15 protein-coding genes are annotated in these 16,692 nt (G+C 46.5%); all 15 read left to right on the forward strand.

What is annotated here, in order from left to right; all coding sequences use genetic code 11:
- Positions 1-18 precede the first annotated feature (18 nt).
- Positions 19-1,893, forward strand: coding sequence for a GTPase HflX (hflX, locus tag AXX12_RS04905; protein ID WP_066238947.1), 1,875 nt, complete (start codon positions 19-21; stop codon positions 1,891-1,893).
- Positions 1,814-3,061: a methionine gamma-lyase family protein gene (locus AXX12_RS04910; protein WP_066238949.1), complete on the forward strand. Its 1,248-nt coding sequence runs from the start codon at positions 1,814-1,816 to the stop codon at positions 3,059-3,061. The genes hflX and AXX12_RS04910 overlap by 80 nt, the downstream gene beginning before the upstream one ends.
- 101 nt (positions 3,062-3,162) lie before the next feature.
- Positions 3,163-4,617, forward strand: coding sequence for an IMP dehydrogenase (guaB, locus tag AXX12_RS04915; RefSeq protein WP_066238952.1), 1,455 nt, complete (start codon positions 3,163-3,165; stop codon positions 4,615-4,617).
- A gap of 144 nt (positions 4,618-4,761) precedes the next feature.
- Complete coding sequence (locus AXX12_RS04920) at positions 4,762-6,789, forward strand: transglycosylase domain-containing protein (protein ID WP_066238955.1); 2,028 nt, start codon at positions 4,762-4,764, stop codon at positions 6,787-6,789.
- A gap of 58 nt (positions 6,790-6,847) precedes the next feature.
- Entirely contained in the window at positions 6,848-7,576 is a 729-nt protein-coding gene (locus tag AXX12_RS04925; protein ID WP_066238958.1) for a WecB/TagA/CpsF family glycosyltransferase, read from the forward strand.
- Between the two features lie 111 nt (positions 7,577-7,687).
- Positions 7,688-8,326, forward strand: a complete 639-nt coding sequence (locus tag AXX12_RS04930; RefSeq protein ID WP_066238961.1) for a phosphatidylserine decarboxylase family protein — start codon at positions 7,688-7,690, stop codon at positions 8,324-8,326.
- Positions 8,323-8,997 carry a CDP-diacylglycerol--serine O-phosphatidyltransferase gene (gene pssA, locus AXX12_RS04935; RefSeq protein ID WP_066238963.1) on the forward strand — a complete coding sequence of 225 codons (675 nt, stop codon included), beginning with the start codon at positions 8,323-8,325 and terminating at the stop codon, positions 8,995-8,997. The genes AXX12_RS04930 and pssA overlap by 4 nt, the downstream gene beginning before the upstream one ends.
- Positions 8,998-9,161: 164 nt before the next feature.
- The gene (locus AXX12_RS04940) at positions 9,162-10,445 is read left to right on the forward strand and encodes a glycosyltransferase family 2 protein (protein WP_066238966.1); all 1,284 of its coding nucleotides are present in this window, start codon (positions 9,162-9,164) and stop codon (positions 10,443-10,445) included.
- A gap of 187 nt (positions 10,446-10,632) precedes the next feature.
- Positions 10,633-11,391: a 5'/3'-nucleotidase SurE gene (surE, locus tag AXX12_RS04945; RefSeq protein ID WP_066238969.1), complete on the forward strand. Its 759-nt coding sequence runs from the start codon at positions 10,633-10,635 to the stop codon at positions 11,389-11,391.
- A gap of 72 nt (positions 11,392-11,463) precedes the next feature.
- A complete protein-coding gene (locus tag AXX12_RS04950; RefSeq protein ID WP_066238974.1) occupies positions 11,464-11,883 on the forward strand; it encodes a TIGR04086 family membrane protein in 420 nt (139 codons plus the stop codon).
- Positions 11,884-12,131: 248 nt separating this feature from the next.
- Positions 12,132-12,746, forward strand: coding sequence for an acetate uptake transporter (locus AXX12_RS04955; RefSeq protein ID WP_066238977.1), 615 nt, complete (start codon positions 12,132-12,134; stop codon positions 12,744-12,746).
- A 175-nt stretch (positions 12,747-12,921) separates the two neighbouring features.
- Positions 12,922-13,713, forward strand: a complete 792-nt coding sequence (gene mtnP, locus AXX12_RS04960; protein ID WP_066238980.1) for an S-methyl-5'-thioadenosine phosphorylase — start codon at positions 12,922-12,924, stop codon at positions 13,711-13,713.
- Positions 13,714-13,733: 20 nt separating this feature from the next.
- Positions 13,734-14,774: an S-methyl-5-thioribose-1-phosphate isomerase gene (mtnA, locus tag AXX12_RS04965; protein ID WP_066238982.1), complete on the forward strand. Its 1,041-nt coding sequence runs from the start codon at positions 13,734-13,736 to the stop codon at positions 14,772-14,774.
- Between the two features lies 1 nt (position 14,775).
- Entirely contained in the window at positions 14,776-16,017 is a 1,242-nt protein-coding gene (locus tag AXX12_RS04970; RefSeq protein ID WP_066238986.1) for an adenosylhomocysteinase, read from the forward strand.
- A 12-nt stretch (positions 16,018-16,029) separates the two neighbouring features.
- The gene (locus AXX12_RS04975; RefSeq protein ID WP_066238991.1) at positions 16,030-16,692 is read left to right on the forward strand and encodes a class II aldolase/adducin family protein; all 663 of its coding nucleotides are present in this window, start codon (positions 16,030-16,032) and stop codon (positions 16,690-16,692) included.

Genomic DNA, 16,692 nt, shown 5'->3' on the forward strand with positions numbered 1-16,692 from the left:
AAATGGAGGTGGATTGGCATGGAAATATACGGAGATTTGGAAGGCCTTAGGACAAGCCTGCTGAATGAACTAAAAAGACTTTATGAATACTCTGTTGCGCCAGCAGAGATGATTTCTCTGGAATTAGCTGAACACATGGCTATATTAACTGATGAGTTGAACAGGGAGATCGTCGTTTATATTAATCGGAGAGGGCAAGTTTTGAGAGTAGCGATTGGTAACGCGCGGACAGCTCCTCTGCCTGAAGCTGAAGGAAGGCGCTCTCTTTCCCGTCTCAGCGGCATACGCTGCATACATACCCATCCTAACGGTGATAGCCGTTTGAGTTCAATTGATGTGAGTTCACTGCGCGAAATGCGTTTTGATCTCATGGCTGCTATTGGCGTGGCTGATAGAAAAGTTCAGAATATTAGTTTCGCCGTTTTGGCAGGCTGGGATGGAACAATCGCAAAAGTACAAGAATTTACCGATCTGACTATCCAACAATTTATTTCCATCCATTTGCCACAGTTGATCGGCCAAGTAGAAGACCAACTGGCTATCCGTGTTGATGCTACAGAGGTCCGACAGACGGAAAAGGCCTTTCTGGTAGGAATTGAGGGAGGTTCTCGTTGGGATGCCGAAGACTCACTGCGGGAATTGGCTCAACTGGCTGAGACGGCCGGAGCGGTAGTAGAAGGTTGGACAAGTCAAAAGCGGGACAAGCCTGATTCCACTTTTTTTGTTGGACGCGGTAAGGTTGATGAATTGGCTTTGATTCGCCAAGAAAAGTCGATTGATTTGATCATATTTGATGATGAGCTGACGCCTGCCCAGCAGCGCAATTTAGAAGAAGCGCTTGGTACAAAGATTATTGACCGCACCGGATTAATTTTGGACATTTTTGCGCAACGCGCGCGTTCTCATGAAGGTAAATTGCAGGTCGAATTAGCTCAACTGCGATACCTGCTACCACGTCTGGGTGGCCAAGGCCTAGTATTATCACGCCTAGGCGGCGGCATTGGAACACGCGGCCCTGGAGAAACCAAACTAGAAGCTGACAAGCGGCGTTTGCGCTCGCGAATTAGTGACATTCAGCAAGAAATTGTTCAGGTTGAAAAACACCGCGAGTTACAGCGCCGTGGACGCAAAAAAACAGCATATCCTAGCATCGCCTTAGTCGGTTATACGAATGCCGGCAAATCCACGCTAATGAATCGGTTGACATCAGCTGGGGTACTGGCCGAGGATAAGTTATTTGCTACCTTAGACCCCACCACTCGCTGTATCCGTCTGCCAAAAGGGCAAGATGTATTTCTCTCAGATACAGTCGGTTTTATTCAAAAGCTGCCTCACCAGTTGATTGCAGCGTTTAAGGCCACACTAGAAGAAGTGCTGCAAGCAGACCTACTTCTTCATGTGCTTGACAGCAGTCACCCGAGAGTTCAAGAGCAGAATACCGCTGTATACCAAGTACTGCGAGAGTTGAAGGCAGACACTAAGGAAACAGTGACTGTGTATAATAAAATGGATCAACTTGATAATCCAAGCCTGATTGAGCGGATACTGCGACAAGAGAATACTGTCACAATATCCGCACTGACCGGAGACGGAATAGATACTTTACTCACCATGATTGAACAGGTACTCAGTAAGCGTAAAACAGATATTTCGCTTTTGATCCCCTATGAGCAAAGTGGTATTTTGTCTTCATTATACGAATGCGCTACTGTTCACTCTGTTGATTACCAGGAACAGGGTATTAGAGTGGAAGCCTCCATTCCGGTTGAAAGCACTAGACGCTTTATTGAATTAGAGATAGTTGAGGAGAACGATGATGCAATTTACGACGAAATTGGAGAAAATCCGCCGCGAGGCGTTAATGGCAATTCGCCCTCGATTGGAGACGATTGAGGAAATCTCAACAGTCAACACAGCCAAGACGCTTGCCGCTTTCCGCAAGCACAGGGTATCCGGGCATATGTTCAATTTTTCTACAGGCTATGCCTATGATGACGTTGGCAGAGATACTCTAGAACTGGTTTGGGCAGATATTTGCGGAGCCGAAAAGGCCTTATTTAGAACTCAGTTTTGTTCAGGCACACACGCTCTAGCTAGTGTACTGTTTGGAGTGTTGCGGCCAGGAGATGAATTGATATCGGCAGCAGGGGCACCTTATGACACAATGCAGTCAGTCATTGGAGCAAACCGAATAACACCAGGGTCGCTGCGCGACTGGGGCATTTCGTATCGAGAAATCCCTTTGCTAGACGAATCGGTCGATGAGGAAAGCTTGATCGCGTCGATTACAGAGCAGACAAAGATGGTTTTGATTCAACGCTCTCGTGGTTATAGTCTGCGAGCGCCCTTGATGCTTGCCGATATTGAACGCTTATGTTCTCGGATAAAAGCAGTGAAGCCTGACTGCATTTGTTTTGTTGATAACTGTTATGGCGAATTTGTTGAAACCAAGGAACCGACACAAGTTGGCGCAGATATCATGGCTGGTTCACTAATAAAAAATCCAGGTGGCGGAATTGCGCCTACCGGTGGCTATGTCGCCGGTAGGGCGCATTTAGTCGAATTAGCCTCTTATCGTTTGACTGCCCCGGGCATCGGCTCAGAAGTTGGGAGTTCCCTCGGGGCTAGCCGGCTGCTGTACCAGGGGTTGTTTATGGCGCCGCATGTAGTGGCACAGGCTGTCAAAGGAGCAGTGTTCGCTGCCAAGTTTTTTGCTTTGCTTGGTTATGAGACAAGTCCGCAAGTAGACGAAGCGAGAACAGATATCATTCAGGCAATCAAGCTGAATACACCAGATAACATGGTGGCATTTTGTCGAGGATTGCAGAAGCATTCACCGGTTGATTCGCATGTGCGACCTGTGCCCAGTGGTATGCCCGGCTATGATGATGCGGTTGTAATGGCTGGGGGAACATTTGTTCAGGGATCATCGATCGAGATGAGTGCTGACGGTCCGCTGCGTCCGCCTTATGCAGTTTATCTTCAAGGTGCTCTGTCATTTGAACATGCAGTATTGGGAGTCTTGGGTGCCGCCAGTGAATTGCCTGGGATTGAAGACTGATTTAAATGTTGATTTTTCTTTAATTAGGAAAAAGTTCTGGCTATAGGCTGTCTGTTTGTGGTATTATAGTTGAAATACCTTCGTCCTGAAAGGAGATTATTATGTTTGAAAACAAGTTTGGTCCCGAAGGTCTGACCTTTGATGATGTGCTCTTAGTTCCTGCACAATCAGATGTATTGCCAAGAGATGTCGAAATCGGCACAAGGCTGACCAAAAACATTTCGCTTAATATTCCTATCATGAGCTCCGGCATGGATACTGTAACCGAAACTCGTATGGCTATCGCTATAGCCCGCGAAGGCGGTATTGGAGTAATCCATAAAAATATGACAATTGAACGGCAGATGAACGAGATCGATAAGGTGAAACGTTCAGAGCATGGAATTATCGTTGATCCGATTTTCTTATCACCAAGTAACTTGTTGCAAGATGCGCATGACCTAATGGAAAAATACCATATTTCTGGCGTTCCCATCACCGAAAAAGGGAAGTTAGTCGGAATTCTTACAAATCGCGACTTGCGGTTTGAGACCGTTTTAAACCGACCGATCCATGAATGTATGACCAGGGAGCATTTAATTACTGCTCCGGTAGGAACATCACTGGAAACAGCGAAAGAAATTCTGCGCAAGAACCGCATTGAGAAACTGCCTCTCGTTGATGAAGCTGGAAATTTAAAAGGGCTAATCACTATTAAAGATATTGAAAAGGCGCAAAAATACCCAACTGCAGCTAAGGATTCTAAAGGCAGACTACTGGTTGCGGCGGCGGTAGGGGTTGGGGCCGACATGATGGACCGGGTCGCTGGTATTGTCAGCGCAAAAGTCGATGTTATTGTGGTTGATACAGCGCATGGTCATTCCCGCGGTGTACTCGAGGCTGTCAGAAAAATCAAAACTACCTATCCGCAAATTGATTTGATCGCAGGCAATGTGGCTACAGGCGAAGCAACGCGGGCTCTAATAGAAGCCGGTGTTGACGCTGTTAAGGTCGGTATAGGGCCAGGCTCAATTTGCACGACTCGTATTATTGCTGGTATTGGCGTGCCACAGATTACGGCAGTCTATAATTGTGCTACTGCGGCGCGTCCTTATGGGATTCCTATCATTGCTGACGGCGGTATTAAATATTCGGGAGACATTGTTAAAGCTATTGCGGCAGGAGCAAACGTTGTGATGATTGGCAACCTGCTGGCAGGCACGGAGGAGAGCCCAGGAGAAACAATTATCTATCAGGGGAGAAGCTACAAAGTCTATCGCGGAATGGGATCACTCGGCGCCATGGTTGAAGGTAGCAAGGATCGTTACTTTCAGGAGAATATGGACAAGCTGGTTCCGGAAGGTATCGAAGGCAGAACCCCGTACAAAGGATCAGTTGCGGATACGGTTTTCCAACTGATTGGCGGACTTCGCGCCGGTATGGGCTATTGCGGAGTAGGGACTATTGATGACTTAATTAGCAAAACTCAATTTATCCGTATAACCAGCGCCGGTCTGAAAGAAAGCCATCCTCATGATGTCATTATCACTAAAGAGTCGCCAAACTATAGTTTATAATTGGCAGAGGGCCGCTGGCGGCTATCATGCAAACAGGCTCCGGCGGTGTTCCGGAGCCGTTTTCTTTTCTTAACGTTCGATGATGTTGACAGTCTGTAGAATAAGCGTAATTTCAGGACATACTAATTTTCAGGAGGGATAAACATGAAACGCACCAGCAAATTCAGGCGGCCAGGGCTAAGGCGAGCGAGTTTTCTGTCGGTTGCGTTATTCCTTGTTTGTCTTGTCGCGTCAGGCTGCACATCTCTTGGGCTTCCATCACCTGAAAATCTTAATGATTTGCACTTTGTCGAAGCGACACAAGTGCTTGATGTTAACGGACAGCTCATTTCCAAGCTGTTTGAAGAAAATCGGATTGTAGTACCCATCAGTCGCGTGAATCCTTACATATATCAAGCAATCATTGCAAACGAAGATACCCGCTTTTACCAGCACTTTGGAATTGATCCGATTGGCATACTTCGCGCTATTGTAGTCAATTTGCGCCGCGGTGAAGTCGCTGAAGGCGGTAGCACAATCACGCAGCAATTAGCAAGAAATATGTTTTTAAATCAAGAGCAAACCTTGTTAAGAAAAATTCGTGAGGCAATCCTTGCTTTGATGATCGAACGCAGATTCTCGAAACAAGAGATATTACAGGCATATCTTAACCAAGTCTATTTCGGCGAAGGCGCATATGGTGTCGAAGCCGCTTCCCAAATGTATTTTGGTAAACATGCTGCAGATCTTTCTTTGGCAGAGAGCGCTCTTTTGGCGGGTTTGCCACGAGGCCCGAATATCTATTCTCCCTATGTGGATGTCAACGCTGCCAAGAAACGGCGTGGGGTTGTTTTAACCGGCATGGCAGCGGCCGGCTTTATCAGCGACGAAGAAGCAAAGACAGCCAATCGTGAAGAAGTCATTACGGCAGGCAAGAAAAAACGTACAGTCCAAGCATCCTATTTTTTAGACTATGTTGCTAATGAGTTAGTTGGCCGTTATGGCGCCAATCAAGTATATAAAGGCGGTTTAAAAGTATATACCACCCTAGATATTAAAGCCCAACAAATTGCTGAAACCGTCTTAGGCGATCAGCAGGGCGCGGTGCTAATCCTTGATCCGCGCAATGGACATATTCGGGCGATGGTGGGTGGGAGAAACTATCAGGAGAGTCAGATTAACCGGGTACTGAGCGAGATTCGTCAGCCTGGATCGGCATTTAAGCCCTTCGTTTACGCGACGGCACTGAATCAGGGACTAAAGCAAAATACTTTATTTGTCGATGAACCAATTAACATCTCTGGCTATCAGCCAAAGAATTATGACAAAAAGAATCAGGGGCCTGTAACAATGAAGAAAGCTCTGCGCCTGTCTTTAAATACAGTAGCTGTGAAACTGGCTAATCAAGTTGGTATCAAACCGTCCATTGATTTGGCTAAACAGTTAGGAATCAGTACCCTAACTTCTCAAGATGACAATCTCAGCACCGCTTTAGGCGGTTTGACGGAAGGCGTTAGTTTACTAGAGTTAACCGCCTCCTATTCGGCGTTTGCTAATGGAGGTGTTTATTCAAAGCCAATTGGCATCTTAAAGGTGACCGCAGAAAACGGACAAATTCTTGAGCAAAACCAACCCTCGCAAGTGGCTGTTCTAAAACCAGAGGTTGCATATTTGCTAACAGATATGCTGCAAAGCGTCATACAGTCAGGTACAGGAAAAGCGGCTGCTATTGGGCGCCCGGCCGCTGGTAAGACCGGTACAACTGATGAAACGGTTACCGCTTGGTTTATTGGCTATACTCCGGATTGGCTGGCAGGAATCTATATAGGCAATGACAAGCGAACGCCAGTGGGTCTGACTGGCGGCGAAGTGGCAGGAATGTGGGGCTCAATGATGGGACAAGTGACTGCCGCGTCGGCACCGGTTGAATTTGTTAAACCGACAAATGTAGTCAGCGGAATTCCTATTTGCGCTGAGACCGGCAAGATACCGTTTGGGCGCTGCAAAGAAATCGAATATGACGCTTTCATAAAGGGCACTGAGCCCAAGAGTATTATCGAGCCGTTCCTGGCACCATTTTTGTCACCAAAAGATCCCAATCCTGAAGCGGCAACCCCAAATGAAAAAAACACAACACCAAACCAGCCCGCCAAGCCGCCGACCAAATGGAAGTTTCCTTGGTTTGGATTGTAGGCTATATCTCGGTATGGTACAATAGAGGGGAAATGACATCATTAAGGGAGATTCTTTTGTGAGAGAACGCGCAACGGTATTAGGCGTTGGAATTGATAAGGTGACGATGGATGAAGCCGTCGCTAGGGTGGGAGAGTTTATTGGCGAAGACTGCCCCAAGCTGGTAGCAACTGCTAACGCTGAAATGGTTATGTTAGCACAATCTGATACCAAGCTCGCAGCAATATTAGCCTCGGCTGACTTAGTCGTTCCAGATGGCGCTGGCGTTGTCTGGGCAGCTCGTTATAGTGGCCAGGCAGTAGCTGAGCGTGTGGCCGGCTTTGACTTAACGCAGCGTTTGCTAGCGCTAGCCGCTCAGTCAGGCTACCGCGTCTATTTCTTTGGTGGTTCCCCAGGGGTGGCAGAAGCTGCGGCAGTCACCGCTCAACAGCTCTATCCTGGTGTTCGAATTGTCGGTATCCGCAATGGCTTCTTTCAGGAATCAGATCAAACCGCAATTATTGATGAGATTCGCCAAGCTAGCCCGCATATTTTATTGGCCGCTTTGGGAGTGCCAAAACAAGAAAAATGGCTTCACAACCATTTGTCTGCTCTTGAGGTACCTGTATGCATGGGAGTTGGCGGTACCTTTGACGTGATGGCGGGAGTAGCGACGCGCGCGCCGCGATGGATGCAGCAAGCCGGGCTTGAGTGGTTGTACCGGTTGCTTCGTCAACCCCAACGTCTTGGCCGGATGATGGCTTTGCCCAAATTCGTTTTGAGAGTACTGTCAGCTAAAAACCATTAGACAAAGACTAACCGCTATATTATAATAATTTGAGGAAAAAGATAAGTATAGCAAGTTGTCTGCTTGCTTTTGTTTTTTTTCGTCAGGTTGACGCTCTAAGGAGGTGCATATGTGACCAATTCGCCTATAGTCAAAGAAGGACATACATATATATTGATTTTGGCTGTAATCACCATTATCTTAGGGGTAACCCTAAGCCCCTATTGGAGTATTGTCCCCGGAACGATTACCGCTTTTGTCATGTTCTTTTTTCGCAATCCGCGACGTAATGTGCCTGAGGACCCGAGTCTGATTCTTTCCCCCGCTGATGGGACAGTCATGAGTGTGTCAGAGGTATTTGAAGATCAGTTCTTAAATGCCCCTGGGGTGAAAGTCAGTATTTTCTTGTCTGTGTTTGATGTTCACGTCAATCGCAGCCCGGTTGAAGGCGATATCAAGTTCCAACAGTACACTTGCGGCCGCTTTAAGCCGGCTTTCAAAGCGTCGGCTGGCTTTGAAAATGAACGACATGCAATTGGACTCGAATGCGGCGACATGAAGATCCTAGTCACCCAGATAGCTGGCTTAATCGCCCGTCGTATCGTATCCTGGGTTACTGTTGGCAGCCTACTCGAACGGGGGCAACGCTACGGAATGATAAAGTTCGGGTCCTGTACCGAAGTCGTCGTTCCTCTGAATGTCGATATCGTTGTCAAAAAGGGTGATCGCGTGGTCGGAGGAGAGACAATAATAGGGAGGGTGCGAAATTGAGAAGCATTATTCCCAACGCGTTGACGGCGTTGAACCTTGTTTTTGGTGTGTTTGCCATCATATCTGCATATCATGGTCAGTTCTTACAGGCTGGCACATTGATTTTCGCAGCGATGATCGCCGACGGTTTAGATGGCAGGGTGGCCCGCTACTTTGGAGTTAGCGGTGATTTTGGAAAAGAACTGGATTCTCTATGTGATCTAGTTTCCTTCGGTGTGGCACCAGGCTTTCTGGCTTATGTGCTTGTCTTGAATGAATTAGGCTTTATCGGAATGGCGATTGCAGCGCTTTTTGCGACTTGCGGAGCGCTCCGGCTGGCGCGTTTTAATGTGAATGTTGGAATTGTTAAAGGCTACTTTATGGGACTGCCCATTCCTGCGGCCGGCTGTGTCATTGCAACCTTTATAATGACCGGCCTGAAGCCACAAGGTATCTGGTTCCCGATAATGATGTCCATTGTGGCATTGCTGATGGTCAGCACTATCCGTTATCCGGATTTTAAGGGAAAAGGTGAACCTATCCGCCTAATTCCGGCCATACTCACCCTGGCGCTTGCAGCTTATCTGATTTATACGTTTCGCCAAATTAACTTGTTTATTCCGTTTTTCTCGTTTGCTTTGTTTGGTATACTAAACACTGCATTTGCTCTGTTTGATAAAAGTAATTCTTAGCGTCTGGCGAAATCCTGGGATACGTCCTCGCATCTTAGGACATAGTAACCATACAAATGTTTGAATTTGCGGTTTCTCTCCAGTGGCGCATTGAACAATTCTGAGCCGAGGGATTGGAATCGGCGTAGGATAAGCAGAGTACTTGCTTATTAAAGGAGAATCTCATGAACTATACGTTCGATTACATAATGATTCCCATGCAATTAATCATTGTGTTCTTTACCTTGTATTATTTTTTCATCGCTTTTTTTGGTATGTGGCGGCGCAAGGAGGAAAAAATCCTTACTCCGGAAAAAACATTTGCTGTTATTGTTGCCGCTCATAATGAGGAACAAGTCATCGGTCAGCTCGTTGAAAATCTTCATTATCTTCATTATCCAGATGAACTCTACGATATTTTTGTGGTAGCGGATAATTGCAAAGACAGAACAGCGGAAATTTCAAGAGCAAAGGGAGCACTCGTTTACGAACGTTTCAATGATAAGCAAAAGGGTAAAGGTTATGCAATGGAATGGATTTTTACCAAACTGTTTAGTCTGGAGCGTAAATATGACGCAGTGGTCGTCTTTGATGCTGACAATCTAGTTCACCCTAACTTCTTAGCCGAGATGAATAGTCGGTTGTGCAAAGGCGAAAAAGTCATACAGGGTTATCTAGATGCAAAGAATCCCAACGATACCTGGATTTCTGGAACCTTTGCGATATCTTTTTGGTTGGTAAACCATATCTGGCATCTGGCAAAATATCAGCTTGGACTCTCTAGCGTGCTAGGCGGCACTGGTATGTGCATTTCTACAGATATACTGTATCGATTTGGTTGGGGCGCTACTTGTCTAACTGAAGACATGGAGTTCACCATGAAGGTCCTGTTAAAAGGCATCCGTACTACTTGGGCGCATGATGCCATTGTTTATGATGAAAAGCCGCTGACATTTCAACAATCCTGGAAACAACGCAAGCGGTGGGCGCAAGGTCATTTTGACGTTGCGGGACGTTATATACCGCAGCTGGTTTATGAAGGAATCAAGCAGCGAAATATCAGTATTCTTGATGGCGTGATTCACCTGCTTCAGCCGCATTTTTTGATCCTATCGACGACATTTGTTCTGCTAAGCTACCTTTACTATATTGAACCCTTCTATACCAATATTTTGTATATGATACTGCCGATTGAAGTTTGGACCCTGATTGCGGTTGGTCAGTATGTTTTTCCGATCATTGTACTAGCGAAAATCCGAGCACAGTGGAAGTCTTGGCTGTATATGATACTATATCCTTTATTTGTGTATAGCTGGATTCCGATCACATTTGTCGGCTTTTGGCGGCGTAACGACCGTGAATGGAGTCATACCCAACATACACGCAGTCTCAGTTATCACGAAATGGTTATGTCACAAGACGATTTTGCGAAGCACGATGAACTGCTGAGTAAACAGGTTACTAAATAGATAATCTTATGGAGTATTATTTAATGATGAGTGAATAACTCATCATTTTTCTATAACAAATGTGTGAGGTATTAAACGATGTGCAGGTCCAGGTGTCATGGTCTGGGAATCATCGCAGTCTTCTGTTCTAATATCGAACCTTAATGAGCAGCCAATAATCATCTCATAGAGGAAGAGGGGACACGTTTTGTATATTGTAATTACGAATGATGATGGCATTCATTCTCCAGGGATTCGAGCGCTATGGATGGAGCTTTCGTCCATCGCCGACATTGCGGTTGTTGCACCAGATAGTGAACGCAGTGCTTGCAGTCAATCGATTACTGTTCATCACCCGATTCGAGTGGATGAATACCCTGTTGATCAGGTTGGGGTAACTGCCTGGAGTGTAAACGGAACTCCAACTGATTGTATCAAGGTAGCACTAGAAGCCCTATTGCCTCGCACCCCAGATATTGTTGTGTCTGGCATCAACAATGGTCCTAATTTAGGGACAGATGTTTTGTATTCCGGCACAGTCAGTGCCGCAATTGAAGCATCACTGCATGGCTTGCCCGCAGTGGCTGTATCGCTGGCTGCACGGCGCCCTGTTGATTTTTCGGTAGCGGCCCGGTATACGCGGCAGTTGGTGGAAAGGGTTATGGCACAAGAATCACTTCCACAGAATACATTGTTGAATGTAAACGTGCCACCACTGGCCGCTATGTCGATCAAAGGAGTGGCCATTACGAAATTGGGTAAGGTTAGTTATGAGAACGTATTTGAGAAACGACAAGATCCCCGTGGGCGCGTCTACTATTGGATGGCCGGCAACGTGATAGATGCTGGGAACGATCCAGATAGTGATGTCGAAGCTGTCAAAGCGGGTTATGTATCGGTCACGCCGGTGCATTTCGATTTAACTAACTATGCAATAATGGATATGGTCAAGGGGTGGGACTGGTAGTTTTTTGCTTGGGTATAATTTACAGCTGCGTGCATACATTTATTGTAGAACCTCGAAATAGGGGGTATGTGTATGGCGAAAGCAGCCAAGTATCGTAAAAGCGGCATGCCGCCAAGCCGGAGCGCGGGAACAGCCATATCTATTATCGTAGGATTTATTGTGAGTGTTTGCATTTCTTTGTTGTTCATCACACTATTATCATTGATGAATGTCATCTCTGACACCTTTTATATTGACAACTATCTACAGTATTTGATGGTTGCAGTGAATATGATTAGTATTTTTATTGGTAGCGTGTATGCAGCGCAACGGGTGCAATCAAGAGTCCTCTTGACCGGAATGGCTGTAGGATTTCTTTATGTCGTGTTTTCCGTCGGAGTAGGAATGACTATGAGTGGAGAGACGATCTCGTTTTCTCTCTTAGCAGGCAAATTATTAACCGGCTTAGCTGCGGGTGCGCTGGGCGGCTTGGTTGGGGTAAATCTTTCCTAGCAGTGTGCGTTTGTGTGAGTCGAGTTGCCTCACAACAGAGAGAGAAGAGACATGCAAGGGAGCGGAATAGCTCCCTCTTTTTTTATTTTCTTGCTGATTACGCAATTATTCTCTTAGATAATCCGATATTTAATCATCTAACATCATATTAACGCAAATACTGCTTTTATGATTAATTATCTTTTTCTAGTTGACGATAGGGCTTGTTTATGATATTTTAATAGTGCATTTAATATAGGAGGTAGGTCATGAGTACTGGAAATGATCAGAAAGTTCAAATTGTAGTTGCCGATCCGTCTGCGTTAGGTTTGTTTGGTCTTGCAATGGTTTGTTTTGTCGCATCTTCACAAAAACTCGGTTTAACAACAGGATTATCGTTTGTTGTTCCCTGGGCGATCTTTTTAGGATCAATTGCGCAAATGATGGCTTGCGTTTATGACTTCAAGCACAATAATCTTTTTGGCGCTACTGTGTTTGGTGGCTATGGCCTGTTTTGGATTAGCATGGCTGCAGTTTGGTTGATTAACATGGGTGCTTTCGGACCTGAGCTTGCTAAAGCTGTCGATGTTAAGCAACTTGGATTCGCGTTTATCGGTTACCTTATTTTCTCCCTGTTTGGAACTGTCGCTGCTATGGAAACCAACAAAGTAATCTTCAGCATTATGGCTTTAATCAATGTTTTGTTCATCACGCTCGCTCTGGATTCGTTTAAGATGGGTGGCCACTGGGCGCATACGATTGCCGCTTATACAGAATTAATTATTTCACTGCTCGGCTTCTACGGATCTGGCGCTACTTTCCTCAATAAGTGGTTCGGCAAGCCGACTTTGCCGGTAGGTAAACCCTTTGGCATTTTTAAGTAATTAATAGCAAAGAGTCCTTGCCATTTGTTGGCAAGGACTCTTTTTCTATATCAGAGTGCTAGAGAATCTACGCATTGATTAATAGGGGTAGAAATAACTTGGCACATTATAGTAAAATATATATATGCATTGACGGATAATCTCCGCGGGCAATAACATAGACAAGGTGATGAAAATGATAAACATAGCAATTATTGGCGGCACAGGCGTGTATGATCCGCGCATACTGTCGAATATTGGAGAAGAGTCTGTCGATACTCCGTTTGGCGGTGTAAAGTTTTTGGTCGGTGAATATGCAAATAAAAAAATTGCTTTTATTCCCCGGCATGGTAGTAAACACTCAATTCCGCCGCATCTAATTAATTATCGAGCCAATATTTGGGCGATGAAGCATATCGGTGTACGCAACATTCTAGCGACAACGGCCGTTGGTTCCCTTAACCTTGCGATGAAGCCAGGACATTTTGTGGTTGTTGATCAGTTCCTTGATTTTACCAAAGGCCGGGTCTCAAGCTTTTATGAAGGTGGACAGCGGGGAGTAGTTCATGTAGATGTCACGGACCCTTACTGCCCAACTTTGCGCCAAGTTGTCGTGACGGCTGCCGCGGCTGCCGATATTTCAATTCACGCCAGTGGAGTATATGTTTGTACAGAAGGACCGCGCTTTGAAACACCTGCCGAAATCAGGATGTTTGCGAAGCTGGGCGGTGATCTGGTAGGAATGACAAATGTGCCAGAGGTCGTTCTGGCCAGAGAAGCCGAGATGTGTTACTCAACGGTATCGATGGTGACCAATTTTGCTGCAGGCATATCCTCGCAGCCCTTGACGCACGGCGAAGTACTTGATACGATGCGAGAAAACAGTGAAAAAATTAAACGTTTAATTATGAAGACAATAGAGCTAACTGATGTCCAAGATTGCACCTGCCAGCATGCGCTACGCGAATATGGCGGTTTTAAACTATAAGATGGAAATGTGGTGCTGATTTGAAATCAATTCAGTGGTCGAATGACTGTTTGTGTTTGCTGAACCAAACAGCGCTTCCTGGAAGCCTGGAGTACATAGATTGCCGTGATCATCGGCGCGTCGGTGAAGCCATAAAAAGACTTGAGGTGCGCGGTGCGCCTGCCATTGGTGCAGCGGCAGCGTTTGGTCTGGTGCTGGGAGCCCGCGAATTGGCGGCAAATGGAGAAAATCTGCGAATGCTGTTGCCACAGGTTGCAGAGGAATTGCTAAACACGCGTCCCACTGCCGTCAACTTGTCATGGGCCTTGAAACGGATGATGGCTGTGTTGGATAGTGTATCTTCGGATGCGGATATTGTGGTTGCCTTAGAACAGGAAGCTGTTGCAATCATGGAAGAAGATCGCCAAGTGAATGCGGCAATCTCTCGCCATGGTCTTGAACTATTCGAGCAGCCGATTCATGCGATTCTCACTCACTGTAATGCCGGAGCGCTGGCAACTGTTGAGTACGGAACCGCCTTAGGCGTCATTCGTCAGGCGTGGGCGAATGGCAAAATCGGCCGGGTTTTTGCTGATGAGACCAGACCGTTGCTGCAAGGAGCTCGTCTGACAGTATGGGAATTGATGCAGGACGGAATTCCAGTTACCTTAATTACTGACAATATGGCTGGTTGGGTGATGAAGAAGCAAATGGTTCAGGCTGTTATTGTCGGAGCTGACCGAATCGCATTAAATGGTGATGTTGCCAATAAAATTGGCACATATAGCGTTGCGGTTCTTGCACAGAAACACAATATTCCATTCTATGTCGCAGCTCCACTGTCAACCTTTGATTTTAGTCTGCAAACAGGTGATAGCATTCCGATTGAGGAGCGCGACTCCTGTGAGGTGGCGGCATTTGGCGGACAGGTTGTTGCACCTGCCGGAGTCGAAGTCTTTAACCCGGCATTTGATGTTACTCCCCATGAACTGATCACAGCAATCATCACAGAGCATGGCGTTCTTCGCCCACCGTTCTGTACAGCTATAGCTTCTATTCAAAAAGAGAAAGGTGGTAAATAATTTGAAATCGATAATTCGTGATGCGTCACTTGCACCGCAAGGGCTTGCCAAAATTAACTGGGTTAAAGAACATATGCCGGTACTTAATATTCTCAATACTGAATTGTCTGTATCTAAGCCTCTCGCAGGTATTAACTTGGTGATCACTATGCACTTAGAGGCCAAGACTGCATACCTCGCCTTGGTCCTGAAGAATGCCGGGGCAAGTGTGGCTGTTACCGGCAGCAATCCGTTATCAACGCAAGATGATGTTGCAGCAGCCTTAGCGGAGCAAGGTGTCAACGTCTTTGCTTGGTACAATTCGACACAGGAAGAATATGATGACTTCTTACATAAAGCTCTTGATTGCAGACCGCAAATTATTGTCGATGATGGCGGTGATCTGGTTGCGCTGCTACATGGTGAGCGTCAGGAGCAAGCAACTGAAATTCTTGGCGGTTCAGAAGAAACGACTACCGGTGTCCTGCGCTTGCGCGCATTGGCTGGATCAGGGAGAATGCGCTTCCCAATGATTGCTGTCAATGATGCATACTGCAAATACCTCTTTGATAACCGTTATGGCACTGGTCAATCTACCTGGGATGGCATTATGCGGACGACCAATTTGACGGTAGCCGGCAAAACTGTTGTTGTGGCTGGTTATGGATGGTGCGGTAAGGGCGTTGCTATGCGAGCCAAAGGGTTAGGCGCAAATGTTATTGTTACCGAAATTGATCCGATCAAGGCGGCAGAAGCGGCGTTTGATGGCTTTGGAGTTATGCCGATGGCTGAGGCGGCAAGAAAAGGTGATTTCTTTGTCACTCTAACTGGCTGCGCTGATGTTATCCGCAGAGAGCATTTTGCCGTTATGAAGTCTGGTGCTATGCTCGCCAACGCGGGCCACTTTGATGTGGAGATTAATAAACTGCATCTCGCGGAAATGGCAATTTCTAAGCGTAGTGTCAGAAAGAACATTGAAGAGTATGCCCTTGCCGATGGTAGAAAGCTATATCTGTTAGCTGAAGGTCGGTTGGTCAATTTGGCGGCAGGCGATGGCCATCCAACAGAAATCATGGATTTGTCGTTTGCGATGCAAACGCTGGCGATCCTTCATATTTTACGGAACCACCAAGACATGAAGCCCGAGGTTTATACATTACCTGCTGAGCTGGACCAACAGGTTGCTGCTTTGAAAATACGGGCAATGGGCATAGCGATTGATGAGTTGAGTGACGAACAAAAACGCTATCTTCAGGGTGAGTAAAGGGGCAATGCTATGACCGGCAAGGATATACGGTATTGGCGCGAAAAGATCCTGGAGACAGGAATATACCTACTCGATAAGGGCTTGGTGACTGGGACCTGGGGTAATATTAGTGTGCGCATTAGTGAGAATCTATTTGCGATAACACCGTCAGGTCGTAACTACCGAACTATACAGCCAGACGATATTGTCATTGTGAATGCAAGCGGAGAAACTGTCGAGGGGCACCTCTCCCCATCGTCAGAATTGCCACTACATCTGGCAGTTTATGCGGCAAGGCCCGATATCGGCGGTATCGTGCATACTCATAGTGTGTTTGCCAGTGCGTGCGCAGTTTCACGTCGGGCAATACCACCAATAATCGAAGACCTAGTGCAGCTGGCAGGCGGGGAAATCTCTGTTGCACCATATGCGTTGCCGGGCACACAACAATTGGCCGACAATGCTGTCCACGCTCTAGCTAGCAAATTTGCTGTACTGCTCGCTAACCATGGCGTGGTGGCCTGTGGCAAAACTCTTAACGAGGCAATGACAGCCGCGGAATTAGTGGAGAAGGCAGCGCAGATCTTCAGTTGGGCGCAATTGCTAGGAGGAGCTGTCCCCCTCAGTGAAGAAGATGTAGCAGGAATGCACAGTTTCTATCTAGAACACTATAGGCAACGGCAAGGAGGTTAA

Source organism: Anaerosporomusa subterranea (assembly GCF_001611555.1).
Lineage (GTDB): Bacteria > Bacillota > Negativicutes > Sporomusales > Acetonemataceae > Anaerosporomusa > Anaerosporomusa subterranea.

Coding starts and splice junctions, on each gene's coding strand:
- hflX (WP_066238947.1), top strand. CDS start 19: ATGGAAATATACGGAGATTTGGAAGGCCTTAGGACAAGCCTGCTGAAT.
- AXX12_RS04910 (WP_066238949.1), top strand. CDS start 1,814: ATGATGCAATTTACGACGAAATTGGAGAAAATCCGCCGCGAGGCGTTA.
- guaB (WP_066238952.1), top strand. CDS start 3,163: ATGTTTGAAAACAAGTTTGGTCCCGAAGGTCTGACCTTTGATGATGTG.
- AXX12_RS04920 (WP_066238955.1), top strand. CDS start 4,762: ATGAAACGCACCAGCAAATTCAGGCGGCCAGGGCTAAGGCGAGCGAGT.
- AXX12_RS04940 (WP_066238966.1), top strand. CDS start 9,162: ATGAACTATACGTTCGATTACATAATGATTCCCATGCAATTAATCATT.
- AXX12_RS04950 (WP_066238974.1), top strand. CDS start 11,464: ATGGCGAAAGCAGCCAAGTATCGTAAAAGCGGCATGCCGCCAAGCCGG.
- AXX12_RS04955 (WP_066238977.1), top strand. CDS start 12,132: ATGAGTACTGGAAATGATCAGAAAGTTCAAATTGTAGTTGCCGATCCG.
- mtnP (WP_066238980.1), top strand. CDS start 12,922: ATGATAAACATAGCAATTATTGGCGGCACAGGCGTGTATGATCCGCGC.
- AXX12_RS04975 (WP_066238991.1), top strand. CDS start 16,030: ATGACCGGCAAGGATATACGGTATTGGCGCGAAAAGATCCTGGAGACA.